The 22,944-nt window shown below is 68.5% G+C and carries 27 protein-coding genes; 18 read left to right on the top strand and 9 right to left on the bottom strand.

Annotation, left to right across the window (positions count from 1 at the left end; translation table 11 throughout):
* The first annotated feature begins 8 nt into the window (after positions 1–8).
* Positions 9–1,199 carry an alpha/beta hydrolase family protein gene (locus QRY02_RS23540; RefSeq protein ID WP_285993688.1) on the top strand — a complete coding sequence of 397 codons (1,191 nt, stop codon included), beginning with the start codon at positions 9–11 and terminating at the stop codon, positions 1,197–1,199.
* 163 nt (positions 1,200–1,362) lie between these two features.
* Here the strand turns inward: QRY02_RS23540 and QRY02_RS23535 are convergent, their stop codons facing one another.
* From QRY02_RS23535 to QRY02_RS23520, 4 genes are all read right to left on the bottom strand, one after another.
* The gene (locus QRY02_RS23535; protein ID WP_285993687.1) at positions 1,363–2,004 is read right to left on the bottom strand and encodes a DUF6000 family protein; all 642 of its coding nucleotides are present in this window, start codon (positions 2,002–2,004) and stop codon (positions 1,363–1,365) included.
* Between the two features lie 164 nt (positions 2,005–2,168).
* Entirely contained in the window at positions 2,169–2,666 is a 498-nt protein-coding gene (locus QRY02_RS23530; RefSeq protein ID WP_285993686.1) for a hypothetical protein, read from the bottom strand.
* A 294-nt stretch (positions 2,667–2,960) separates the two neighbouring features.
* Positions 2,961–3,182, bottom strand: coding sequence for a hypothetical protein (locus tag QRY02_RS23525; RefSeq protein ID WP_285993685.1), 222 nt, complete (start codon positions 3,180–3,182; stop codon positions 2,961–2,963).
* Positions 3,183–3,494: 312 nt separating this feature from the next.
* Positions 3,495–4,115, bottom strand: coding sequence for a GNAT family N-acetyltransferase (locus QRY02_RS23520; protein ID WP_285993684.1), 621 nt, complete (start codon positions 4,113–4,115; stop codon positions 3,495–3,497).
* A 74-nt stretch (positions 4,116–4,189) separates the two neighbouring features.
* Here QRY02_RS23520 and QRY02_RS23515 point away from each other — a divergent pair, with 74 nt between their 5' ends.
* Positions 4,190–4,612 (top strand): helix-turn-helix transcriptional regulator, encoded by a 423-nt coding sequence (locus QRY02_RS23515; protein ID WP_285993683.1) that lies wholly within the window; start codon positions 4,190–4,192, stop codon positions 4,610–4,612.
* Between the two features lie 173 nt (positions 4,613–4,785).
* Positions 4,786–5,031, top strand: coding sequence for a hypothetical protein (locus QRY02_RS23510; protein ID WP_285993682.1), 246 nt, complete (start codon positions 4,786–4,788; stop codon positions 5,029–5,031).
* 560 nt (positions 5,032–5,591) lie between these two features.
* Here QRY02_RS23510 and QRY02_RS23505 read toward each other — a convergent pair.
* A complete protein-coding gene (locus QRY02_RS23505; RefSeq protein ID WP_285993681.1) occupies positions 5,592–6,248 on the bottom strand; it encodes a response regulator in 657 nt (218 codons plus the stop codon).
* Positions 6,245–7,387, bottom strand: a complete 1,143-nt coding sequence (locus tag QRY02_RS23500) for a sensor histidine kinase (protein ID WP_285993680.1) — start codon at positions 7,385–7,387, stop codon at positions 6,245–6,247. Before QRY02_RS23500 ends, QRY02_RS23505 begins: the two co-directional genes overlap by 4 nt.
* A gap of 177 nt (positions 7,388–7,564) precedes the next feature.
* Here QRY02_RS23500 and QRY02_RS23495 point away from each other — a divergent pair, with 177 nt between their 5' ends.
* From QRY02_RS23495 to QRY02_RS23465, 7 genes are all read left to right on the top strand, one after another.
* A complete protein-coding gene (locus QRY02_RS23495; protein ID WP_285993679.1) occupies positions 7,565–7,975 on the top strand; it encodes a hypothetical protein in 411 nt (136 codons plus the stop codon).
* Positions 7,972–8,409 (top strand): hypothetical protein, encoded by a 438-nt coding sequence (locus QRY02_RS23490; protein WP_285993678.1) that lies wholly within the window; start codon positions 7,972–7,974, stop codon positions 8,407–8,409. The genes QRY02_RS23495 and QRY02_RS23490 overlap by 4 nt, the downstream gene beginning before the upstream one ends.
* A 99-nt stretch (positions 8,410–8,508) precedes the next feature.
* Positions 8,509–9,006 carry a SigE family RNA polymerase sigma factor gene (locus tag QRY02_RS23485; RefSeq protein WP_285993677.1) on the top strand — a complete coding sequence of 166 codons (498 nt, stop codon included), beginning with the start codon at positions 8,509–8,511 and terminating at the stop codon, positions 9,004–9,006.
* Positions 8,993–9,943: a hypothetical protein gene (locus QRY02_RS23480; RefSeq protein ID WP_285993676.1), complete on the top strand. Its 951-nt coding sequence runs from the start codon at positions 8,993–8,995 to the stop codon at positions 9,941–9,943. Before QRY02_RS23485 ends, QRY02_RS23480 begins: the two co-directional genes overlap by 14 nt.
* A 250-nt stretch (positions 9,944–10,193) precedes the next feature.
* Positions 10,194–10,661: a hypothetical protein gene (locus QRY02_RS23475; protein WP_285993675.1), complete on the top strand. Its 468-nt coding sequence runs from the start codon at positions 10,194–10,196 to the stop codon at positions 10,659–10,661.
* A 94-nt stretch (positions 10,662–10,755) separates the two neighbouring features.
* Positions 10,756–11,160, top strand: coding sequence for a DUF1707 SHOCT-like domain-containing protein (locus QRY02_RS23470; protein WP_285993674.1), 405 nt, complete (start codon positions 10,756–10,758; stop codon positions 11,158–11,160).
* A gap of 204 nt (positions 11,161–11,364) precedes the next feature.
* The gene (locus QRY02_RS23465; RefSeq protein ID WP_285993673.1) at positions 11,365–12,324 is read left to right on the top strand and encodes an alpha/beta hydrolase family protein; all 960 of its coding nucleotides are present in this window, start codon (positions 11,365–11,367) and stop codon (positions 12,322–12,324) included.
* A 34-nt stretch (positions 12,325–12,358) separates the two neighbouring features.
* Here QRY02_RS23465 and QRY02_RS23460 read toward each other — a convergent pair whose 3' ends face one another.
* Complete coding sequence (locus QRY02_RS23460; protein WP_285993672.1) at positions 12,359–12,508, bottom strand: hypothetical protein; 150 nt, start codon at positions 12,506–12,508, stop codon at positions 12,359–12,361.
* Positions 12,509–12,731: 223 nt separating this feature from the next.
* Between QRY02_RS23460 and QRY02_RS23455 the strand changes: the two genes are divergently transcribed.
* From QRY02_RS23455 to QRY02_RS23435, 5 genes are all read left to right on the top strand, one after another.
* Positions 12,732–12,875 (top strand): hypothetical protein, encoded by a 144-nt coding sequence (locus tag QRY02_RS23455; protein ID WP_285993671.1) that lies wholly within the window; start codon positions 12,732–12,734, stop codon positions 12,873–12,875.
* Positions 12,876–12,979: 104 nt separating this feature from the next.
* The gene (locus tag QRY02_RS23450) at positions 12,980–13,294 is read left to right on the top strand and encodes a CGNR zinc finger domain-containing protein (RefSeq protein ID WP_285993670.1); all 315 of its coding nucleotides are present in this window, start codon (positions 12,980–12,982) and stop codon (positions 13,292–13,294) included.
* A gap of 262 nt (positions 13,295–13,556) precedes the next feature.
* On the top strand, positions 13,557–14,534 hold the full coding sequence (locus tag QRY02_RS23445) for a sugar ABC transporter substrate-binding protein (RefSeq protein ID WP_285993669.1): 978 nt from the start codon (positions 13,557–13,559) through the stop codon (positions 14,532–14,534).
* Positions 14,535–15,011: 477 nt separating this feature from the next.
* Entirely contained in the window at positions 15,012–16,559 is a 1,548-nt protein-coding gene (locus QRY02_RS23440) for an extracellular catalytic domain type 1 short-chain-length polyhydroxyalkanoate depolymerase (protein ID WP_285993668.1), read from the top strand.
* Between the two features lie 581 nt (positions 16,560–17,140).
* A complete protein-coding gene (locus QRY02_RS23435; RefSeq protein WP_285993667.1) occupies positions 17,141–17,374 on the top strand; it encodes a hypothetical protein in 234 nt (77 codons plus the stop codon).
* A 350-nt stretch (positions 17,375–17,724) separates the two neighbouring features.
* Here QRY02_RS23435 and QRY02_RS23430 read toward each other — a convergent pair whose 3' ends face one another.
* Positions 17,725–18,093: a hypothetical protein gene (locus QRY02_RS23430; RefSeq protein ID WP_285993666.1), complete on the bottom strand. Its 369-nt coding sequence runs from the start codon at positions 18,091–18,093 to the stop codon at positions 17,725–17,727.
* 21 nt (positions 18,094–18,114) lie between these two features.
* Positions 18,115–19,392 (bottom strand): IS256 family transposase, encoded by a 1,278-nt coding sequence (locus QRY02_RS23425; RefSeq protein WP_285993665.1) that lies wholly within the window; start codon positions 19,390–19,392, stop codon positions 18,115–18,117.
* Between the two features lie 39 nt (positions 19,393–19,431).
* Here QRY02_RS23425 and QRY02_RS23420 point away from each other — a divergent pair, with 39 nt between their 5' ends.
* From QRY02_RS23420 to QRY02_RS23410, 3 genes are all read left to right on the top strand, one after another.
* Complete coding sequence (locus QRY02_RS23420) at positions 19,432–19,914, top strand: transposase (RefSeq protein WP_285993664.1); 483 nt, start codon at positions 19,432–19,434, stop codon at positions 19,912–19,914.
* A 1,012-nt stretch (positions 19,915–20,926) separates the two neighbouring features.
* On the top strand, positions 20,927–21,829 hold the full coding sequence (locus tag QRY02_RS23415; protein WP_285993663.1) for a hypothetical protein: 903 nt from the start codon (positions 20,927–20,929) through the stop codon (positions 21,827–21,829).
* Positions 21,826–22,941, top strand: a complete 1,116-nt coding sequence (locus QRY02_RS23410; RefSeq protein ID WP_285993662.1) for a hypothetical protein — start codon at positions 21,826–21,828, stop codon at positions 22,939–22,941. Before QRY02_RS23415 ends, QRY02_RS23410 begins: the two co-directional genes overlap by 4 nt.
* Positions 22,942–22,944: the final 3 nt, after the last annotated feature.

The raw sequence follows: 22,944 nt of genomic DNA, 5'->3' as shown, positions 1-22,944 counted from the left end.
GGACAGTGATGAAACGTCTTCTCACGCTCGTCATCTGCCTCACCCTGCTGAGTGCGCCGGCCGTCGCGTCGGCGACTCCCGCCACGGTCCATACAGGACTGCCGCGCCCCACCGGCCGGTACGCGGTCGGCCGGGACGTGCTCGAGCTGGCCGACCACCACCGCACCGACCCCTGGGTCCCCGAAGCCGGGGCCCGGCAGCTGATGGTCTCGATGTACTACCCCGCACGACCCGGTACCGGCCGGCCCGCGTCGTACATGACACGGGCGGAAGCCCAGCTGCTGCTCGAGCGCAAAGCCCCGGACGCGACGGCGCCACCCGAGGTCATCAGCGGCTTGCCCGTCCACGCCCGCACCGACGCACGTCCGGCGCCCGGCCCGTTCCCACTGGTCGTGCTCTCCCCGGGCCTCACCCTGCCCAGGGCCACCCTCACCAGCCTCGCCGAAGACCTGACCAGCCACGGCTACATGGTCGCGCTGGTCGACCACACCTACGAGTCCTCCGGGACGACCTTCCCCGACGGACGCACCCTGACCTGTGCCATCTGCGACCAGCCACCGGAGGGCGGCCCCGCCGCCATCGCCGTCAGCCGGGCACGGGACATCTCGTTCGTGCTCGACCAGGTCACCGGTCACCACGCCGGCTGGCGATACGCCAAGCTGATCGACCCCGACCGGATCGGCATGGCCGGCCACTCCATCGGCGGCGCTGCGAGCGCCACCGCGATGGCCGCTGACCCGCGTATCCGCGCCGGCGTGAACATGGACGGCACGTTCCGCCCAGCGGTCCCGCCCACCGGCCTCGGCGGCCGTGCCTTCCTGCTGCTCGGCACCCGAGCCGACCACGCTCCCGGCCGCGACCACACCTGGGACCGCGACTGGCCCCACCTCGACGGCTGGAAACGCTGGCTCACCGTCGCCGGCGCCCAACACGGCAGCTTCACCGACATCCCTATCCTGGAAAACCTGCTCGGCGTGCCCGACTCGACCGAACTCCCCGCCCAGCGGGCCGTCGAGATCACCCGCACCTACGTCACCGCCTTCTTCGACCTGCACCTGAAGAGCACGCCCCGACCCGTCCTGGACGACGTCTCGGCGGACAATCCCGAAGTCGCCTTCGAACAACCCCTACCGGCACCGCGCATCGGCTACGAGCGTCATCACGGTGACGCCAGCGTTGCGGCAGTGCGGTCCCGGTGACGGGATGGCCGGCCTATACCGCACGCCAACCCTCACCGAATATCGCGACCGGACCGCATCACGAATGCAAGGCCGCCGGAGCCTGTATGCGAGAAATCCGCTCGTCGGCATGAGCGGACGTTGGACTGTCAGTCCATCCGTGTCCGTCTGGCAGTAGTGGAGATCAGTAGCGGTCGTTACGATCGTCAAATGATCCGGAGTGCGCGCTTTCCCTTGCGAGTGCGCACATCTGGCTGATGGACCACTGTGCGTCTTGCGGTGACGGTACCCAGGCCCCGGCGGGTAGCGCGCCGCAATATTGCCACCAGAGACCGCCGGGTTCGACAAAGCGGGTGGTGTGGCCGGTGCCGAGTGCCTTGTCGAGGCACAAGAGCGCACCCAGGGCCTCGGGCTGGTCGTAGTTGAGGTCCGGCCGGAGCAGATATCGGTCAAGGTAGGCGATGAGGTGGGCCGCGTCGGCTTCGGTGCCAAGGCAGGTCAGGGCCAGGCAGTACGCCCGGCCGGCCCTGGGGCCTTCGCTGGCGAGGAGAAGGTCGCCGAGCTTGTCGCGAAACTGGCTCCGGCCGGTTACGGCGACGAACCACGCGGCGGTTGTGCGTTCGCGCCATCCACCGTCATCCAGTAGCACCTTGAGTTCTGTGTCGGTGATTTGCCTGGCCGCCTCGGCGAGTTCTCGCAGGAACGCAGCGCGGTCGGTGACCTCGGGCCGCAACAGTCCTCCGCCGAGCCGAAGGTAGCGCCGTCCCGGCGTGACGTAGCGCGGGATCAATTCCGCCAGCGCGGGGGCGTCGTCGGGGCGGTGCATGGATGCCATCGTGCCGGTGATGTTGGGTTTCTGCCAGCGGTTTCCCGAGTGCCGGCGCTTCCGGCTGAGGGCGGTAGGGGGCCAGTTCGTCGAGGACATACGACGAGCCGGCATCTGGTGCCGATCGGAGTGCCCGATCGGCGGCATGAGAGTGCGTTTGGCGGTCACCGGTGGGGCCAGGGGCGGCCGGTGATGGTCAGCGTCTCGATGCGGTGGTGCGGTGCGGCGTCGGGAGGTACCTCACCGGGGGTGATCAGCCATTCGTCCGCCGAGGAGGCGACGGTCAAGTCACCGGCGTCGAAGCTGAGGAGGACTCCGCCGATCGATGGCTCCGTGGAGGACTCCCGGATCAAGACGGCGTCCTGAAGACGGGAGCCGACGAATCTCGTGAGAAGGCTTGGCGCCTGAGCGGGACAGACTATGCCTTCGCCGTACTCGCCCATGTCGTAGGAGCTATCGGGCGCTGATTCTTCGAGGTGAAGCCGGTCGTCCGTGCCACGCAGCTTCAAAGCCGGGACGCGGCGGAAATGCAGCCAGAACCTCAGCAGTGCGCTCCACTGGCCTTGGTACCAGTGCGACTCTTCGGTCACCGAGTCCAGCGCCAAGCCCAGCCGGGCTCGAAGCAGCGCCGTGGTCTTGGTTCCGTCGTCTGGAGCGAACATCGCCGCAGGATAAGGGGCCGACCAGGCGTGCTGCGAGCGAAATCCGGGGCACGCTGCCGAGCTGGCCTGGCGATAGCACCAGGCTCAGCTCATCCGCTCGTCGGCATGAGCGTGCGTCCCGACGGACGACCGGTCAGAGACAGAAGCGATGTCCGACTCAGACACGGACTCCGGTGACGCGGGCTGATCGGTGTGTCGGTCACCGGCACTTGTCGTAGCGGTGGACGACGTAAGCGGAGGCGATCTCGCAGGCTGCTCGACTGATCACCGGAGATCGTCCGGACTCCGACGTTGCTATGGGCTGTGCGCCTCCAGCACCAATACCGTCATGTCCAGAAGCCGTTGGTAATACTCGCGACCATCGGCGTCCAGCTCGGGGATGACCCGGATGAGCCGCTGTTCGCATTCGGCGAGGACATTCCATCTCCGGTCGTCCAGGAGACCCTGTTGCTCCAGCCAGACGGAGACACAACCGGCTGGGTTTGCATCGAGCATCACCATGTCGATGCCTCCCACGTCGGCACCTCGCCACCGGCTCGGGAACGGCGCATTGCGATGGGCTTCGAAGAGCGTCCTGACAGCTGGCCGCCGACCCGCGAGATCCACTGGCCTCCCCCCTCCTGACTCAGGCGAAGCAATGGTACGAGCGCACGCTCGTCGGCATGACCGGACGTGTGCGCGTGGGAGATTGTTTCATGACAGCTGGAGGGACCGCAGGACGTGAGGTCGTGCTCGAGACCGATCGTCTACTGCTTCGACCGTGGCGGGACGCGGTGAGGCCGCACCGGGCGAGTGAGCCCGGCTGGTCCGTCCCCTCGGCGGCGTTCATCACCGATCTCGAAGCTCTGACCGGCTGAGGTCGAGCCGCATCAGCCACCGGATCCGGCCGTCGACGCGAGCTTGTGTCCGCTCCATCCGGTGGAAGCCGGCCTCCTCGAACAACGCGGTCGTGCCCGCGTGCGCGGCGCTCGGGCCGATCCGCGCCCCCTCGGTGTCCACGGGGTAGCCCTCCACAGCCGGCGCGTCGTGCGAGCGCGCATAGCCGACCGCCCCGTCCAGCAAGGCTTTCGCCACCCCGAGCCCCCGGAACGGCGACGCGACGACGAAACAGACGATGCTCCACACCGGCTGGTCGTCGAGCGCGGGGATCGTCCGTGACCGCTTCAGCCGCTCGAACCGCGACCGCGGCGAGACTCCGCACCACCCGGCCGGCGTGTCGCCCGCATAGGCGAGCACGCCGGGCGCGGGGCGTTCGGCGCAGAGGCTCCGGGTTCGTTCGGCTCGCTGTTCACCTCGCAAGGCGCTGTACTCGGCCGGCGTGACCCGGTGGGCGAGGCACCAGCAGGCGCGCTCGGTTCCGCCGGGGTTGAGGATCACCGCCAGGTCGTCGAAGCACATGGCGTCGACAGGACGGACTTCGAACGATCGCTGGTCTGCGGAGCCGGCCATGGGATCACGTTAGGATCGTCTTCACGACAAGGCTATGTCGGCTTTCGGGGTTCCGGCCGGCGGAAGGGGAGCCGATGCCCGCCTCACCGCGCCTGGTCGGTTCCGGCCGGCAGCCGGGAATGACCCAGCTGCACCAGGCGGTGCCCCTGGTCGAACGGCAGCACGCCTTGATCGAGGAGATGCGCGCGCGGGCGCCCCGGTTCGTGCCCGGCCGCGTCCTGGCCGAGCGAACGGGAACGACCGTGCGCACCGTCGAACGTGACGTCATCCGCCTGCGCGCCGCGGGCATCCCGGTCGAAGTCAAACGCGGAACCGGCGGCGGTTACCGGCTCGCCATGCTGTCCCGCGTGCCGCCGCTGATCTTCAGTCCGGGCGAGGTCGCTGCCCTCGTTGCGTCACTCGTCGCCCTCGGCCCCTACACCTCCGCCACCGCCTGCAGCGCACTGGAAAAGCTGGTCACCGCCTTTCCCGCACCGGCCACGCGCGCCCCACACTGAGACCTCCATCGACATGTCGACTTCGATTCCAGTGGCGCGCGTCGCGGAAGTCGGACCGTGGGGCACTGTTGAATTCACCCGAGCGGGGTGTTTTGCACCCGGCAGCGCTTCTGGGTGTGACATAACACGAACGCCGCGCGATATCCACGTCAAAGCTGAAGGGAGCGTGGTCGATGGCGGACAGGCAGGTGCGGCTACGGCACGACGTTCGCATCGTCTCGGTCGCCGCCGGGCACACCTCCGAGGAATTCCGCTACTGCGGGATCACCATCCACTGCATCGACGACGGCGCCGTCGTCGAGCAGACCTGGATCCCGCTCGGGACAGCACCGACGTACGCCGATGACGAGGCACTGCTCACCGCCTGGCATACCGCCCTCAACTGGAGCCGCTCTCCGGCCGACACCCCGCCGACGTAACCCGCTCGATCAGGAACCCGACCGGACGGAGATGTAACGAGATCGACCTCTGGGCGGAGAACGCCGAGGCGCTGCGCGGGGGAGTTCGACCTGAGGGCGCGGTCGGGCGTGGGCACGTCGACGCTCGAGGCCGGAGAGAACCTCTCGCAGCTCTTCGGCGGTGCGCAGGTGACGCGGCGGCCGGTGCGCCGTCGTGCCGTAGGCCCGACAGAGCTGCCGCCATCGCTCGGCCAAGTCCTCGCCCCGCACCTCGATTCCCCGGCGCTCCTCGCCGCCTGCTCGGCCGGGAGATGCCCGCGTGCGCGGATCGTCCACCGGTGGCGGGCGTCGCGTTTTACCGCGTCCCACACCCGTCCCGGATGCCGCGGTTCTTCAGGTCGATCAGCACGCCACGAGTGCGCACCCTTCGGGTCACCATCAGTCCCGACAACCTGGCTTCCATTTGTGAGGTCGCCGCAGGGTGGTCGTAGACATCCGCACGTGCGGCGTATGGCGCGTGTGGGCGCCGCTGCGATGCGGGGCCGACGCCGTCTCACAGCGCGGTGATCTGAACCGGTCTCTCAGGGCGTGATGGTCAGTCCGGCGCGGACGGCCAGGACGACCAGCTGCGCGCGCGAGCGGGCGTCGAGTTTGGCCATGGCCCGCGCGATGTGGGTGCGGACGGTTGCGGGGGACAGGAAAAGGGCGTCGGCGATCTCGTTGTTGGATTTGCCGGTGGCCACCCAGGCGGCGATTTCCCGTTCTCGGTCGGTGAGGGTGTCCAGTCCGTCGATCGTCGCGGGAGCGATCCAGCGCTCGGCGAAGGTGGTGACCAGCAGGCGGGTCACCGAAGGGGACAGCAGCGCTTCGCCGGCAGCCACGACTCGGACGGCGTGGACGAGTTCGGTGGGTGCGGTGTCCTTGAGGATGAAGCCGCTGGCGCCGGTCCGGAGTGCGTCGAAGACGTAGCGGTCGATTTCGAAGGTGGTGACGACGATGACCCTTACTTCGCGCAGTTCCGGGTCGGCCGCGAGGTGACGGAGCAGGTGCAGCCCGTCCATGCCGGGCATCCTGATGTCGAGCAGCATCACGTCGGGCCGGCTGCTTCGTAGCCGGGTGAGGGCTTGCCGGCCGTTGTCGGCCTCGGCGACCACCCGCATGTCGCTCTCGCGGTCGATGAGAGTCCGCAGGCCCATCCGGACCAGCTGGTGGTCGTCGACCAGCAGGACCCGGATCATCGCGTCGCGTCCGTCATGGGCAGCCGGGCCGACACCTGGAAGCCGCCGCTGTCGCGAGGGCCCGCCTCCAACCGGCCGCCCAGGTCTTCGACCCGGCGCCGCATGACGGCCAGCCCGCGGCCCAGCCGTCCCGGCGTCGCGGAGTCGCCGGTGCCCTCGTCGCTCACGCGGACCAGCACGTGGCCGTCCCTCCGGGAAATCGAGACCCGGGCCGTGGTCGGGCCGGCGTGGCGCAGCACGTTGGTCAGCGCCTCCTGCACCACCCGGTACACGGTCGCGCCCAGCGGCGCGGGCAGGACGCCGGGCCCGTCGACCGTCACGTCCACCGGCAGGCCGCCCGCCTCGACCTGCTGGATCAGGTCGGCGAGACCGGCGACACCGGCCGGGTCGGTGGGGCGGGCCGGGCCGGGATGGAAGGTGTCCAGCATCCGGCGAAGGTCGGCCAGCGCGGTGGCGCTGGTTTCGCGGACCGCTTCCAGCGAGCGGCGTGCCTGTTCCGGTGCCTCGTCGAAGACCAGCAGCGCCACCCCGGCCTGCATGGTGATCAGGGCGAAGCCGTGGCCCGCGATGTCGTGCACGTCCCCGGCGATCCGCATCCGCTCGTCCAGCGCGGTCCGGTTGATCAGGTCCGCACGGCTCCGTTGCCGCGCCGCGTCCATCACGTGGACCAGGGCACCGAGCGACCACGGCAGCACGATCCAGCCGGTCCACGCCAGTGCCAGCAGACCGGTGAAGTGCCCTTCGCCGAGCACCCGGATCAGGATGGTCGCCGACGACATCGCCGCGGCCAGCCCACCCAGCACGGCCGACACCGGCAGCGGCCGCTGCCGCGCCACCTCGAAAACGGCGATCACCAGGCACAGCAACACCGGTCCGTAGGGATAGCCGGCCAGAAGGTACGCGTTGACCACCACCATCGCGCCCAGCAACGCCCCCAGCGGCGCCGCCCGCCGCAGGCCCACCGTCATCGCCGCGGCCGTCACCAGCAACACGACGCCGGCCACGTCCACGGGGCGGACTCCGGTCTGTCCCTTGGCTGCGACGCCCGTGCCGGCGACCACGGCGGCCGCGAACGCCCCCGCGAGCAGCACGTCCACCCGCGCCGGGCGGGCAACGCGCACACCGGCCACCGTCTCCATACCGCCCAGCATGACCATGCACCCAGCCCAAGTCGTCAGCTCAGCGCCGACACCCGGCTACGTCAATCTACGTAGCCGCGCGGCATCGGCTCCGCTTTGCGTCCGATGCGGTCACCGGGCCACCGCACCCACCCTGGGACCTGATCGAGCCAAGCGGAAAGCAAAGGAGACTGTCTCGTGACAGCACGACCGGAAACCCAGCGCCGCCGCGCGGGCCGGACCGCGATCGGCCGGGCCCACGGCCGGCACCGGACGTTCCTGATCGCCACCTGCGTGGCCCTCGTCCTGGCCGCCATCAGCGACGAGGCCACCGGCTACGACGGGCCGGGTCCGTTCATCTGTGTCGCGTTCGCGTTGGTGGTGGCGTTGATTCCGTGGCGGTTCACCCCGCTGCTCGCCACCGTGATGAGCGCGTTGTTCCTCTACGGAGGACTTGCCTCGTCCGAGTTCGTGGGCAAGCTGATCCACCCGAACCAGGTTCTGGACTTCACCGCCGGCTGGGTGCAGATGGGCAGCTTCGTCGCGGTGGCCGTCTTTTCGGTGGCCTCGGTCGGCTACGCCCGCCGTGCCGTGCCGTCCCACTCGTGAAGGAGTTCACCATGTTGCGTCTTCTGAACCGCTGCACGGTCCTCACCCTCGCCGGGCTGCTCGTCGGTATCGCGGGCCTGGTCGTCCAGTGGATCGCCGACCCCGCCAAGTTCGCCGCGGCGCGAGACACTTTCGGCCTTCCCTTCCCGCCCGGCATCGCCTTCATCGTCGCGGCCGGCGTGCTGGTGCTGGTTACCGCGCGCTGGTGGTGGCACGCGGTTTTCGGCGCCTTTATCGGTCTTTGGATCGTCGGTGCCGGCAGTCTGGCCAACCAGCTGCAACCCAACCTGGTCTCGCCCAACCCCGGCACCGTGGCAGGCACTGTCGTCATGGCCACCGGCCTGGCCTTCGGCACTGTCACGAGTGTCCTCAGCATGGTCTCGGCGTTCCGCGTCCGGCGGACCGTCCGAACGTCCGGCACGATCCCCACCTGACGCACGCTTCCGCGGCCCGAGCGTCACACTGGAACCGATGACAACCTGGTTTCGCGTGCGGACGTTCTGAGGGGTATGCGGGTAGATCCCAGTTTCGAAGTGTTCGTCGAAGACAGTTCGACGGCGTTGCTGCGCACCGCGTACCTGCTGACCGGCGACCGCGGGCACGCCGAGGACCTGTTGCAGACAGCGCTGTTGCGCACTGCCCGGCATTGGTCGCGGGCGCGTGACTCGCCTCAGGCGTATGCACGCACGGTGTTGCTGAACCTGTCGCGGGACCGGGTCAGAGCGTTGTTCCGGCGCCCCAGGGAAGCCCCGATGCCACCCGACGTGGACACGCTGCACGCGGTGGACGCCGGGTACGAGCAGGTCTCCGAGCGTCGCGTGGTGCTGCGCGCGCTGGCCGAACTGCCGATCCGCCAACGGCAGGTCATCGTGCTGCGCTTCTTCGAAGACATGTCCGTCGAGCAGACCGCCGGGCTGCTCGGCTTCAGCTCCGGGACGGTCAAGTCGCACACATCCCGGGCTTTGGCCAGGCTGCGCGAGCTGCTGGCCGACCACGACTCACTCCAGGAGGTTCCCCGTGCTCACCGATGAGCAGTACGGCCGCCGGATCGGTGACCGGCTACGGCACGAGATCGACGACGTCCACGCGAGCCCGGACCTGGTCCGCAAGCTCCGCCGCCGCCGGACCCGGCGCACGTGGGCGATCACCGGTGCCATCGCCACCCCGGTGGCCGCCGCGGCCGTCGTCGCGGTGGTCGTCTCGACCCAGGCCACCCCCGACCGATCCGCCACCGCGGCGCCCACCGGCGCGGCGCCCACCAGCGCTCAGCCCCGGATCGTCACCGTGGCGTACGTCCAGGCGGAGACGGTGAAGGCACTCGGCCAGGGCACCCAGTACGTCATCTACTCGAAGGACACCTACGGGAGCGGCTACTACGAGACCTGGACCGACAAGGCGACCCAGCGGTACCGCAACGACGTCTACACCAGCCTTCCGGCCACCACCCAGACGGGTCGTGCCGGGGACCGGAAGATGACCCTCCCGTCCGGCCCACCCACATCCCCCTCCGGCCTGCCCCACCGCCAGCAGTCGCACGCCGTCAAAAGCCTCGGGGAGAGCCAGGAGATCACCACGGTCGACTGGGAGAGCAAATGGTGGTCCGTCGACCACCTGAGAGACGGCAAACCGCAAACCCCGATCCCGGACCCCACCGACCCGGACGGCATGAGGAAGGCGGTGGCCGAGGGCAAGGTCGAGCTGGTGGGCCAGGAGAAGGTCGGCACCGTCGACACCCACCACCTCCGGGTGATCGGCTCCCGGCGCGAGTACAAGATCGACCTGTGGGTCGACAGCACGACGTACCTGCCGGTCAAGGAAACCGCGGTCAAGGGCGGCAACGAGCAGGGCGGCGAGGAATTCCCGGAGTCCAAGGGCGAAGTGACCACCTACACCTGGCTGCCCCGGACAGAAGAGAATCTCGCCAAATTGACCCTGGCCCCACCCGCCGACTTCAAACAGCTCAAGTAGACCCCAAGCAACAGCCCGCATAAACCTGGGCTCTCCCTCCCGGGCAGCCGGCTCGGCTTGTTCCCGGTCACGCTCGGCGGCCTGAGAGTGCGTGAGTTCACGGCATGGTGTTGATCTGTGGCGGTGCCGGCGTCAGACTCGTGGCCGGAGTGTCCGGCTCGTCACGGCCGGGCGTGCTGGGAGGATGCGAAGATCATTGGCCGGGTGGTGGAGTCCTCAGGTACGCAAGGGTGCCCGGCGGAGGCACGCGTTGGCCGTGGTGGGATACGCGACGGCGTGCGGATGGCTGGACCCGGCCCGCGCCGAGGGTCTTCGGCAGGAGGTGTCGAAGGCGGGCTACCACGATCTGCCGGCGATCGTGGCCGACCTGCCCGCGCCGAGGTGGGACACGGTGCCCGCCACCACACCCGTCGGCGACCTCGAGCGCGAGTTCGCGATCACCCTGCTGGACATCGCCGCCCAGTACGAGTCGTTGAGCGGCGCGGATCGCAGGTGGCGGACGATCCTCGCGGCCGGGGCGCGAACCGCGGCGGATTTACTCGTGCTGTTCCTGGACATCGAGCCGCACCTGCGACCCCGGCGGAACGATCCCGGGCTGGCCAGGTCTGGAGCGGCTCGCGTTCGTACCGGAAGTCCTCCGGGCCAGGGGGAGCGGCAGGCTGACCAGAGCGGAGTTCGACGGCATCCTCGAACGCGCGGCTTCGGGCGAGAGCCTTGACAAGCTCCGCGCCGAGTTGGACGGCCCACGAAAGGCCGGCCGGCCGGACAGCCACGGTGGGGATCAGGTGGTGGAGTCCGACAGGCCGGCCGTTGTGGTTGAGCCCACGGTCGCCGACCCGCCGGCGCTCGACGTCGACCGGGCCCGGGTCGCCAAGTACCTCGAACAGGCGCTGGCCGATGAACGACTCGTTCGGGGTGAGCACGCGGCCCGGACCGTCGGGGTCTGGTCGGCGACAACGACCCGTGAGCTGGCGAAGCTGGTGGTCGACCTCCCCTTGCCGCCCGACGAACCCCTGCGCGACCGCAAACCGGACCCCCACTCCGACGACCTCATCACCCCCGCCCACCGCCAGGTCGTGCTCGACCGGCTGAACCGCGCGATGGCCGGCGGCACACTCACCTTGCGGGAGTACGAGACCCGGCTGGACGTGGCAGTGCAAGCCCGTACCTTCGAGGAACTGACGCCGGCGATCACCGGCCTGCCACCCGGCTGGTAGCAGGCCGTTCGTCGGGCAGGACCAGCGCGAAGCCTGAACGCTCGGACAGCGGCATGAGCGGACGTTGGGCGCAAGCGCCGTCCGCTCAGACGGACGGTGCCGCCCGCCGGTGGAGCAAAGCCCTGCTCACCCTGGTATCGGCGACGCGACAGCGCGATCTGCGATGCGGGAGCGCGACGTGCTGGGCACCCGGATACTGGGTAGATGGTGACCGGTGAACGCGTTCGCGATGTGACTTTCCCCAGCGTCGACGTGGTGCTGTCAGGAACATTTGCCGGTCCCGGCAGCCGTGACCCGGCTCCAGGGGTGGTCATGGTCGGTGGCTCCGGGCCGTCGGACCGCACCAACGACAACTTCTTCCCGCCAATCCAGCGAGGACTCGTGGAAGCCGGGTTCGCCGTGCTCTCTTACGACAAGCGTGGTGTCGGCTCGTCTTCCGGCGACTGGCTCGCGGGAACGATCGACGACTTCGCCGCTGACGCTGCAGCCGCACTGGACTTCCTCCGCTGCCAGCCTGGCGTCCAGGCCGAGACCACCGGCCTGTTCGGGCACAGCGAAGGTGGTTGGGTCGTTCTGCGCGCCGCGGCCCGGGGGAACGTGCCCTGGGTGGTCACCAACGGCTGCCCCGGCATGACACCCGCCGCTCAAGACCGTTACGCGCTGGCCACCGCCCTTCAGTCGATCGCCGGGATCACGCCCCACGACGTCGAGGTCACCCTGGCCGTGTACGACCAACTCGTCGAAGCGGGTCGGCGCGGCGCCGACTTCGATGAAGCGACGCGGTTGGTCGGGTCTTTCTCGATCCCCGCCTCCGTCGAAGATTTGTTCGGCGAATACTGGTCAGAGACCGACGAGAGCCTCTGGGAGTTCACAAAGCGCAAACAAGACCACAATCCGATTCCGGACGTGCTGCGTTTGCGTTGTCCGCACCTGGCGTCCTTCGGTGGCGCCGACGAACTGGTTCCGGTCGCGGACAGCATTGGCCTGTTCGCCGCGGCCGCCTGCCATGCCGAACGTCATCCGCGAGCAACCCTGACAGTCGAGCTGTTTCCCCATGCTGACCACCGCGTACAAGTACACGGTGGCACCGCTCTGGTACCCGGCTACGTCGAAACCTTGGTCCGGTGGATCACCGAGCGGCGCGACACCAGTTCGCAGAGCTGAACGCACGCTCGTCGGCAAGACAGTGCGTTGGGTGTCAGGTCGTAGACGCCATGTACACCGCCAGGATGTAGTTCGGTGCCGGTCGAGGTTTCTTGCGGGCGCGGTCGTAGCGCATGGTCGTTCGTGGGTCGGCGTGGCGTGCTGCGATCTGGACGTCGCGCAGGTCGACGCCTGCATCGAGCATCGTGGTGACGGAGCATGTGCGGGGTGCGTCCGAGGAAGCCGCACGACTGACGCTTCGGCCAGTCGCCGGGTTGCGCAGGGCCGGTCCGTGCGTGCGCTTCGTCGGTTGAGCAGGATTGCGCCGTGGTCGCGGTCCCTGACGGCTCGATCGATCGCCCGTCCGACCGCCGGCGGCAGAGGCACCAGTACGACTTGCCGCCGTTACCGATCACGCGTAGCACCCGGTGTCCCTGTTCTTCGCCGATGTCGGCGGCGCACGCCTCAAACACTCGGAGACCGAGCAAACCGAGCATCGCCACCAGCGCGAAGTCGAACGGCTTGGTCGATTCCCGCGCGGCGGTCAGCAGAGTCTCGAACTGCAAGTGTGACAGGCCGAGGGTCGGTGGCTCCTTGGGCGCCATCGGACGCCGGACGTACTCAGCCGGCGAGGCAACAACGGGGCGTGACGCGGAGACGGCCGCACGGGTTCTTCGTGCGTGACGACGAAGGAATGGTCACCGGCACGCACCTGGCGGCCACCGTCGCCCGGGACGCCGTCGAGCTGCTGACCGCCCCCTTGGCACACCGCATTCACACCTGCGCCGCCGAGGACTGTCACCTCATCTACGTCGACGCCTCACGCCCGGCCGGCGCCGCTGGTGCTTACAAGCTTGCGGAACTGGCCCGGTTCGAGCCCGGTGAACGAGGCAATCCACTGCGGCCGCGACGCTGTGATCACTTGAACCACACCAACAGGATCAACTATCGGCCCGGCCGGCCGCTCACCGGGTTACCAGACATCTCTTAGCTCCTGGGCATCGGGATTCTGCTGCACGATCGCGAACGCGGCCACGTGAGGCCGTGAATTTCGCACCGTCGATGGGACCGGTGCGCCAGGAACGTTCCCTGTGAACTGTGAGGACGTGCAATCACTTGACTCCGGCTGTGACGGAGGCTAGAAGATAGAGCGCCCTTACGGACCGCGCCGATCGTTGATTTGCCCCCTTCGACATTCCGCGCGGACGGTTTCCTGACGCCGAAAACATTTTCATGGTTCCGAAGGAGTGACTGTGCAATCGTTCACGAGGCGCCTGGCCGGTGTCGCCGCGTTGGCCGCCCTGGTTCTCACCGCGTGCAGCGGCCCGGAGGCGGAGCAGCCCGCCACCGCCGGCGTGCCGGGTCCGAGCGGTGGGAAGCTGAAGGTCGCGGTCGTCACGCACGGCAGCCTGGGGGATGCGTTCTGGAACGTGGTGCAGAACGGCGCTTTCCAGGCAGGGAAGGACCTGGACGTCAGCGTGACCTACTACTCCGACGGCGACCCCCTCTCCCAGGCCAAGCTGATCGACAACGCCGTCGCCCAGAGGGTCGGCGGGCTGGTGGTCTCGATGGCGAATCCGCAGGCACTGCAGACGTCGGTGCAGAATGCGGTCAAGGCGGGCATCCCGGTCGTCACGATCAACTCGGGCGAGGACTCCAGCGTGGCGTTCGGCGCCATCGCACACGTCGGGCAGAGCGAAGGACTCGCCGGGCAGGGCGCGGGACAGCGGCTGAAGAACGCGGGCAAGACGCACCTGCTGTGCGTGATCCATGAAGCCGGGAACATCGGCCAGAACCAGCGCTGCGACGGTGCGAAGCAGAGCTTCGGCCACGCGACCACGCTGCAGGTCGACATCAACAACCCGAACGACGTCCAGGCGCGCATCCGCGGCGCGCTCCAGGCGAACCCGTCGATCGACGCGGTCCTCACCCTGAACTCGCAGATCGCGGCGCGCGCGTACAGCGCGGCGAAGGAGGCGAGCTCGAAGGCCCAGGTCGCCACGTTCGACCTCAACAACGAGGTGGTGTCGGGCATCAAGAGCGGGGACATCCTCTTCGCCGTCGACCAGCAGCAGTACGAGCAGGGTTACCTGCCGATCGTGATCCTCAAGCTGTACACGCAGAACGGGAACACCCTCGGCGGCGGCAAGCCGGTGCAGACCGGCCCCGGCTTCGTGGACAAGTCGAATGTCGACGCGATCACGCCGTACATCCAGGGCGGGACCCGTTGACGGGTCATCGGCTCCGCGCCCGCCCCTGTGTCCGGTAGACGCAGGACGGGGACGGGCCGGGTCGGCCGTCGCCCGCTCCCAGCCGACGTCGCGGACCCCGCTCGGGGTGCTGGGCCGCGGAGGATCTTGAAGTTCTTCATCTGGGCCTGAACTGAGTGTATCCGCGGAAATTTCACGGCGGGTGGTTCGCACGAACTCGGACAGGCGCCCTGGAAGCCGAACGACACCGACCCGCGGGCCGCGACGGGCACGGATGCAACTTTCAGGTCAGCCGGCGGGTGCGCAGCTTCGGGTGGACAAGGAAATACCAGGTCGGGCCGGGGAACGTGAGCCACATCGAACGTCGACCCACCAGACTCTTGACCTGTCGCGGCGCGCCGGACGAACATTCCCTGAATTCGCGTGCCGTCACTGGTGGACAGCAGGACGATGCCGCGTTTGCGCTGTCAGGCCGCTGGTTTCGGACGAGGAGGTCCCATGTTCAGGTCGCGGTCCCGGAAATCCTGGATTCTCGGCTCGGTCCTCGCGATCGCTGCCAGCGCGGGCTTGAGCGTGCAGGCTGCTCCCCAGGCCGCCGCCGCCTCACTGACCCAGATCACGAACTTCGGCAACAATCCCAGCGGCCTGCAGATGTACCTGTACGTGCCGAACAAGGTCAAACCGAATCCGCCGATCCTGCTGGCACTGCACGGCTGTCAGGGATCAGGGCCCTACCTCTACTCCAGCACCGATTTCGGGTCGCTGGCCGACCAGTACGGGTTCATCGTCATCTACCCGTCGACGAACCCCGGCGGCAGTTGCTGGGACGTCTCCTCGAACCAGGCACTGACGCGCAACGGCGGCAGCGACCCGGTCGGCCTGATGTCGATGATCACCTACACCGAGCAGCACTACAGCGGCAACCCGAACGCCCTGTACGTCACCGGTGAGTCGTCGGGCGGCATGATGACCAACGTCATGGCCGCCGACTACCCGGACGTGTTCAAGGCCGGCGCAGCGTTCATGGGCGTGCCCTACCACTGCTTCTACACCAACTCGGTCAAGGGCTGGAACGGTCCCTGCGCCGGAGGTCAGGTCTCGATGACGCCGCAGCAGTGGGGCGACCTGGTGCGCAACGCCGATCCCGGCTACACCGGGCCGCGCCCCCGTATGCAGCTGTGGCACGGGACGGCGGACACCACGCTGAACTACAACAATCTCGGCGAAGAAATCAAACAGTGGACGAACGTCCTCGGGGTGAGCCAGACCCCGTCGTCCACCGACACGCCGGTCGCCAAATGGAACAGGACGCGCTACAACAACAGCTCCGGCATGACACAGGTCGAGGCGTACAGCATCGTCGGCGCCGGGCACCAGCTGCCGATCCAGGGTTCCGGGATGGCCGCCTACGCCATCCACTTCATGGGTCTGGATGGCAACTCCGGCAGCGGCAACACGATCACCGTCACCAACCCGGGCAACCAGACCGCCGTCGCCGGCACCCCGATCAGCTCGGTCCAGATCCGCGCCACCGACTCGGCGTCCGGACAGGCGCTCACCTACCGCGCGACCGGCCTGCCCGCTGGTCTGTCGATCGACTCCGCCGCCGGTCTGATCACCGGCACGCCGACCACCGCGGGCACGTCCAACGTGACGGTCACGGCCACCGACCCGACCAGCGCGTCCGGGTCCGCGTCGTTCACCTGGACCGTTGGCGGCGGCTCGACCGGGGGCGGGACGTGCCAGGTTTCCTACGTGAGGAACGAGTGGGGCGGGGGGTTGTCCGCGAACCTGACCGTCACCAACATCGGCGTCAGCGCGGTCAACGGCTGGTCGCTCAGGTGGAGCTTCCCCGGCGATCAGAAGATCACCAACGCCTGGAACGCCACCATCACGCAGAACGGCCAGGCCGTCACCGCCACGAACGTGAGCTACAACGCGACCATCGCCGCCGGTGGCAACGTCCAGTTCGGCCTCCAGGGCACCTGGGCGGCCAACGACACCAACCCCGCCGCCTTCACCCTCAACGGAAGCCCGTGCAGCTGAGCCGCTCGATCTGGCTGGTAGCGAGGAAGGGCAGGCACACGGCCGGTACGAGCCGCGCGCAGCCGACACACCGTCGCCTTGCCGCTCAGGCGACTTCAGGCCGGCTGCCGCCGTGCGCGGCGCGGACCGCCCGCTGCACCTGGTGTGGCAACCGACGCTGCTCGACCACCGTGATTACGTCGCTGGAGTCTGTACCAACCGGAGCAGTCGCGTCGTCGCCGCGTCGCGGTGCTGCCGCCGGTACATCGCCAACGCCCGCGACCAGGCGTCCCTCGCCGCGTGCCAGTCGCCGAGCGCATGGTGGGCGTGGCCCTGCCGTTCGAGGGTGTCGGCGGCGAAAATACTCGCCGCCGCAGGACGCTGTCAGGATGGTCCGGCGGTGCGGGATGACTCGTTGACGAACTGGCCGTTCTCGCACGTGCCTTGCCTATGAATCGTCTCCCAAGCCGTTCGGGCCCACCCAGTGGCCTGATAAGCAGCCCGTCCGCTTCGCTCGGCGTGACTCGTCACAGTTTCGCCTGGGTGCCCGCCACGGCCGACGCCCATCGACAACGTCGTTTGCTGGACGGTATCGCGTGAGCATGCTGTTCGAGTCGCTCGAAGGCGTCATCGGCGTCGACACCCACCGCGACACCCTCGCCGCGGGCGCGGTCACCGCGGTCGGCGCCACGCTGGGACATGCCGACGCTCCGGCCAGCGCCGTGGGCTATCAGCAACTGCTGGACTTCGCTCGAACACAGGTGCCTGACCGGCGGTGCTGGGCCGTCGAGGGAACCAGCTACGGCGCCGGACTCACCGCATTCCTCGCCGAATAAGACGAACGGGTTGTCGAAGTCTGCCGCCCCAAGCGTCCACCGCGGCGCGGCGCCCGCAAAAGCGACGCCCTGCGCGTCCTGCTCAACACGCGAGGCGGGGCGGTCTCCGCCCGCACCGCCGCGATCAACCACCTCAAAGTGCTGATCGTCTCCGCACCCGAGAACCTCCGCGCGGAACTGCGCGGTCAAACCAGCGACGCCCAGATCAGCTACTGCGCGAAACTACGAGACCGACCCGCCCAAGATATCGAGCACCGGACCACCTTCCGGGCGATGCGCTCCACCGCATCCAAGCACTCAAGGCCGAGGCGAACGAACTCGGAGAAATTGTCAATACCTGCGGATCTGGCTTACCCGGACGCGGGTTTCGCGCAGTAGAGCAGGGCGTGCGCGCCGCCTGGCCAGGTGTTGTCGGGCTGGCCGAGGTGGATCTGGGTGGTGATCCCGGAGCTTTGTTCGGGCCCGCCGCCCAGTAGCGCATCGAGTTCGAAGGCGATGTCGTTGATGTCCTCGTCGATCTCGGTGGTGTGGGCAGCGACGGCGAAGTGCAGCACGATAGCCTCCGGCTGTGCCTCAACGGCGATGGCGAGCATGTCGGGCCCGATGAGACCGAGCGCGGCCTGGCCGGTTTGGAGTAGCAGGTAGTTGCGGCGCAGGAGCGTGCGTTCTTCGCTGGCCGTGAGGCTGGGGTTGTAGTACTGCCGGGCAGGATGATCCATATCTGAACAGCCGTTTCGTGATCAGGCGACCTGTTGGTCGCCTCGCTCAACAAGGATGCCGCGTTCGAAGTGGGCTCCGGCGCGGACAAGCGCGACCAGGTGGGGCGCGTTGACCGCGCGCCAGCGGGCCTGGGCCGGCTCGATCAGCTTGAACGCCATCGCCAACCCCGCAGCCCGGGAACCGGGGCCCTTAGTGACCTTCGTGCGGTGCCGCACGGTGGCGAAAGTTGACTCGATCGGGTTGGTCGTGCGCAGGTGAATCCAGTGCTCGGCCGGGAACTCGTAGAACGCCAGCAATTCCTCGACATCGTCGGCAATCTTGGCGACTGCCTTGGGGAACTTCGCGCCATAGGCAGCGTCGAAGGCTTTGACTGCGTCCAGGGCATGTCGGCGGTCCTCGGCGTTCCAGATCTCCGCCAGTGCTTTCTTCGCTCCCGGGTACGCGGTCTTCGGTAGGGCCGACAACACATTGGCGATCTTGTGAAACCAGCACCTCTGCGCCCGTGTTGCCGGGAAGACCTCGCGTAACGCACCCCAGAACCCCAGCGCTCCGTCACCGACCGCCAGTACCGGCGCGACCATGCCCCGTCGGGCGCAGTCGCGCAGCAGGTCGGCCCATGACTCGGTCGATTCCCGGTACCCGTCGGCCAGCGCGACCAGCTCCTTGCGACCGTCGGCTCGGACACCGATCATCACCAGCAGGCAGAGCTTGTGCTCCTCCAGTCGGATGTTGACGTGGATGCCATCGGCCCACAAGTAGACGTAGTCGGCACCGGACAGATCCCGTTCGGCGAAGGCACGTTGTTCGGCTTTCCACTGCTCGGTCAGCTTTGTGATCACCGCTGCGGACAGGCCGTTGGCGGAGCCGAGGAACTGGCCCAGCGCGGGCACGAAGTCCCCGCTGGACAGGCCGTGCAGGTAGAGCAGCGGCAGCACCTCGGTGATCTTCGGGGTTTTGCGTGCCCACGCCGGCAGGATCGCCGAGGTGAACCGCTTCCGCTCGCCGGTGTCCGGGTCGATGCGCTTGTCGTTGACCCGCGGCGCGGTCACCTTGATGGCTCCGGCGCTGGTGAGCACCTCACGGGGCTGGTGGTAGCCGTTGCGGACGACCAGACGGTGGCCCTGCTCGTCGCGCTGGTCGGTGAACGCGGCGATGTAGGCGTCGACCTCGGATCGCAGGGCTTCGGCCAGCATTCGCCGGGCGCCTTCCCGCACGATCTGGTCGATCAACGACGCCTCGCCGGCGGTGGCCGGCTGGTCGTTGTTCTCGGATGCGGGGTCGGAGACTACGGTGAGCATGGGCGTGCCTTCCCAACCGACGCGCCAACGTCGGCTTGTTTGAGACCTCTACTCGATCACCGGGAAGGTACGCCCTTCACCGGCCGATCCACAGGTCTCAAGCATTGCTCCGAACTCGAACGCGACATCGCACGCCTGGTCAACGACGTCCACCCCGAGCTGGCACAACTGTCCGGCGTGGGGACCCTCAGCGCCGCACAAATCCTGATCAGCTGGTTCCACCACGGCAGGCTTCGCTCCGAAGCCGCGTTCGCCAGCGTCGCCGGCGCCGCACCGATCCCCGCCTCCTCAGGCCTGACCAACCGCCACCGCCTCAACCGAGGCGGCGATCGCCAGCTCAACCGGGCGCTCCGCACCATCCTCCTGACCCGCAGCCGGATCGACCCCGCAACCTGCGCCTACATCACCCGCCGACTGGCCGAAGGCAAAACCCGCCGCGAGATCAAACGCTGCCTCAAACGGATCATCGCCCGCCAACTCTTCCGCACACTCCAGCAACACCCACACACCAACAACCCTTGACGCCACATAGCAGAAGCCCGTGGTCAACACTTCGGATCAGTCACTTCCCGAACTTGCCAACCATAAGGATAGGACAGCGGCCTCCTCGCCTGCTTGACACAGAGGGGAGCCATGACAGGACGTGAACGCTCGATCAGCGGCATGGGCGTGCGAATCACTACGGGACGAAACTCGGTCGCTGAGGCTAGGCCTCCGACCTACCATCACGGAGAGCTCGCCCGAGGCGCGTCTACCCGGTAAGGGTGCGTCCTGCCCGTCGCATGGTGAGGGTGGCAGCGCGTTCGAGTCGGGCCGGGTCCGGGGAACTCACGCCTCGACGGGAGGTGTCGGGGTTCCCGCGTCAACGCGCGCACGTCGGCAGGAGCGCGCGTTTTGCAGGGTCGCTCGTGGTCGTGGCATGTCGCCCAACGGTCATCCGGTCGCTGCCGGCGTCAGCCTCGAGATGATCTTTACCGAAACTCGCAACCTCTGTGACCCGGTGATCGATTGCGGTCAGCACCGCCGAACCACCCAGACTGACGACCATGTGCTCCCTCGTCCGGATGTCTCGCATGGTGGTCGGTGCAGCGAACCGCCGGACGGCGAATGTCGTGATCCACCGACGCCGAGAAGACGAAGTCTCCACGTAGGGTGACCACGGGCAGATACCTTCGACGAGAGGGACTGCTCGCGTTTGTTTCGAACAAGGGCGGGCGGCACACGACCGCCGGGCTTGGAGCCAGTCGGGCAGCATGCAGGCAGGGGAACCGGACTTCACCGAGAGGTAGCCCTATCGCGGTTCTTGGCGGAGCTGCCGGGCTGGACCTGGGCGCGGCCACCCCGGAAAAGACCGCCGTGTCCATCGCGACCGAGGTGATAGCCCTGCACCGGGGTGACCCTGTTGATCACGCAAGTCCCTATTCATCAGGATCCCATTACGACATCAGGGTGAATGCGTGCGAGTTCAATAACGGAACAGAAGGTGATCGCTACTTTCCCAGTGGTTGTACGCCGCCCCTGGGAAGGACCCGCCGTGATCGAAGAGCAAGCCCAGCCCATGCCGGGCTGGCGAGGGGGCGACGGCAACGCCGCCTACCTGGACAAGACCCTGCGGCATCGGCCGATGGACCTGTCCCTGGACGACACCGTGAGCTGGCGGGTCGTGTTCCGGCTCTGGGCGCGCGCGGCCGTGGCCTCGGGCGCGGTATGGCTGGTGTTCGCGCTGATCGCCTTCCTGGTCGGCCTGGGCAGCGTGTCGTCCAGCCGGCTCAGCAGCTCCGGGCTGGGCGCTTCCGCTGTGCTCTACACGATCGGCACCCTGCTGGCCGTCCTGGCCTTCTTCCTGGTGGTGCTGTTGACCAAGCTGCCCGAACCGATCTCCGAATGGCGGGTGCTGTTGGCCGATCGCGCCGAGTTCGCGCCTGCCGTGTACAGCCAGATCGCGGGCACGCTGCGGGAGCGCCAGCTGCCCGTCGGCGGCGGCGCGCGGCGCATCCGCACCGGGTTCGGTCCCCTGCACCACAGCAACCGGCTGGTCGTCACCGAGGGCGATTTCCGGGTGTACGTCTCGGTGTTCAGCTACGGCACCAGCATCTACCTGGGCTGGCTGATGTGGCGCTCGCGGCGTGGGAGCACGCTGATCGGCCAGTTCCTGGTCGGTATCGTGCGTGGCATGGCCGGCCACAACGACCCGGAGATCGCCATGCTGCGCGCCGAGCGGGCGCGGGCCATGCGCGAGGCCGTGCACGCCGCCTGCCGTGAAGGCCTGATCGTGGCCGTGGACGGCCTCCAGGTGCCCGAGCAGTACGGCTTTCCCTACGGCATGCCGGTCGTGGAGGACGGAGAGTTCGCCAGCGCGCCGGCGCCCGGGGGCTACCAGCAGGCGGTGCCGCCGGACACCGGACGGCACGCCACGCCGGGACCCCAGACGCCGTGACCACTCCTGGCGTGCTGCTGGAGAGCTCGGCACAGATGAGCTGGGCGTGGGTCGGCCTGCACGTGGGCCCCGCCCCGAAGCTGGCCGACACCCGCGCGTACGCCGACGTGGCCGAGCCCCAGCGGCGCACGCAGACCACCGCCCGCGAGCGCGCCTGGCTCGCGGGCCAGTGGAACACCGAGTCGCACGCCCGCTGGGAACTGCGGTTCAGCAACGACCCGGCGACCCGGCTGGTGTCCTGCACCCTGCTGGGCCGGGTGCAGGACCCAGACCCCCGGTTGGCCGAGCAGGCAGCGGTGCGGCTGCGGGACCGGCTCGCCGCCGCGCCCGCGCATGTACTGGCCGAGCCGGTGCTCGACGAGCACGAGATCAGCAATCGGCTTGTGCCCGGCCCGCTGGACGGCCGGGGCAGTTTCGAGGTGCGCAAGCGGCTGGACTGGGCGCCGTGCTCGAGGCGCGACACGGGGCGGCAGGTCTGCTTCGCCGTGTCCCCTCTGCTGCCCGAGGACCGGTCCTGGGAACCCCTGTGGCACGAGCTGGCGCGGATGCCCCAGCCCACCGTGCTCAGCGTGTACCTGGAGCCGTACGCGCCCTCCGCAGCCCTGGCAGGTGAGCTGCGGCGGCTGGTCGAGGAGTACGACCACCTTGCCCGGCCCGGCTTCGCCAACCCGCTCTGGCCGGTGCCCCCACCACCCGACCGGTTCGCCCAGCGTGCGGCCCCGCTCTACGTCCAGGCTGCCGCCCGCTACACCGCCGGGCTCTGCTTCCGCACCCGCATTTCCCTTGCGTCTCAGGGACCTGTGTCCTACGGCTTCGCCGACCTCGTCGCCGACACCGTCGGCGGCGGGGTGGTCCGCCGGCCACCCGCCGCCGAGCTCGCCGCCGCCTGGCGCAACCTCGCCGCGCTCAACCGGGACTGGCTCGACCACAGTTACGGCCAGGGCTCCCCGCCCGGCAGCCTGCGGGACACCGAGCGCATTCTGTGCGACCTGTGCGACCTGGACGAGGCCGCCGCCGCGTTCAGGCTGCCTTACGAAGTGCCAGGCCACCTGCCGTTGTTCGAGACCGCGGGGCGGCGCCGCCGTCCCGGTACCACCGCCGCCGAAAGGTGACCG

It is taken from the genome of Amycolatopsis sp. DG1A-15b (assembly GCF_030285645.1).
GTDB lineage: Bacteria > Actinomycetota > Actinomycetes > Mycobacteriales > Pseudonocardiaceae > Amycolatopsis.
The sequence above is the reverse complement of the archived record's forward strand: the minus strand, read 5'-3'. Positions and strand labels throughout refer to the sequence as shown.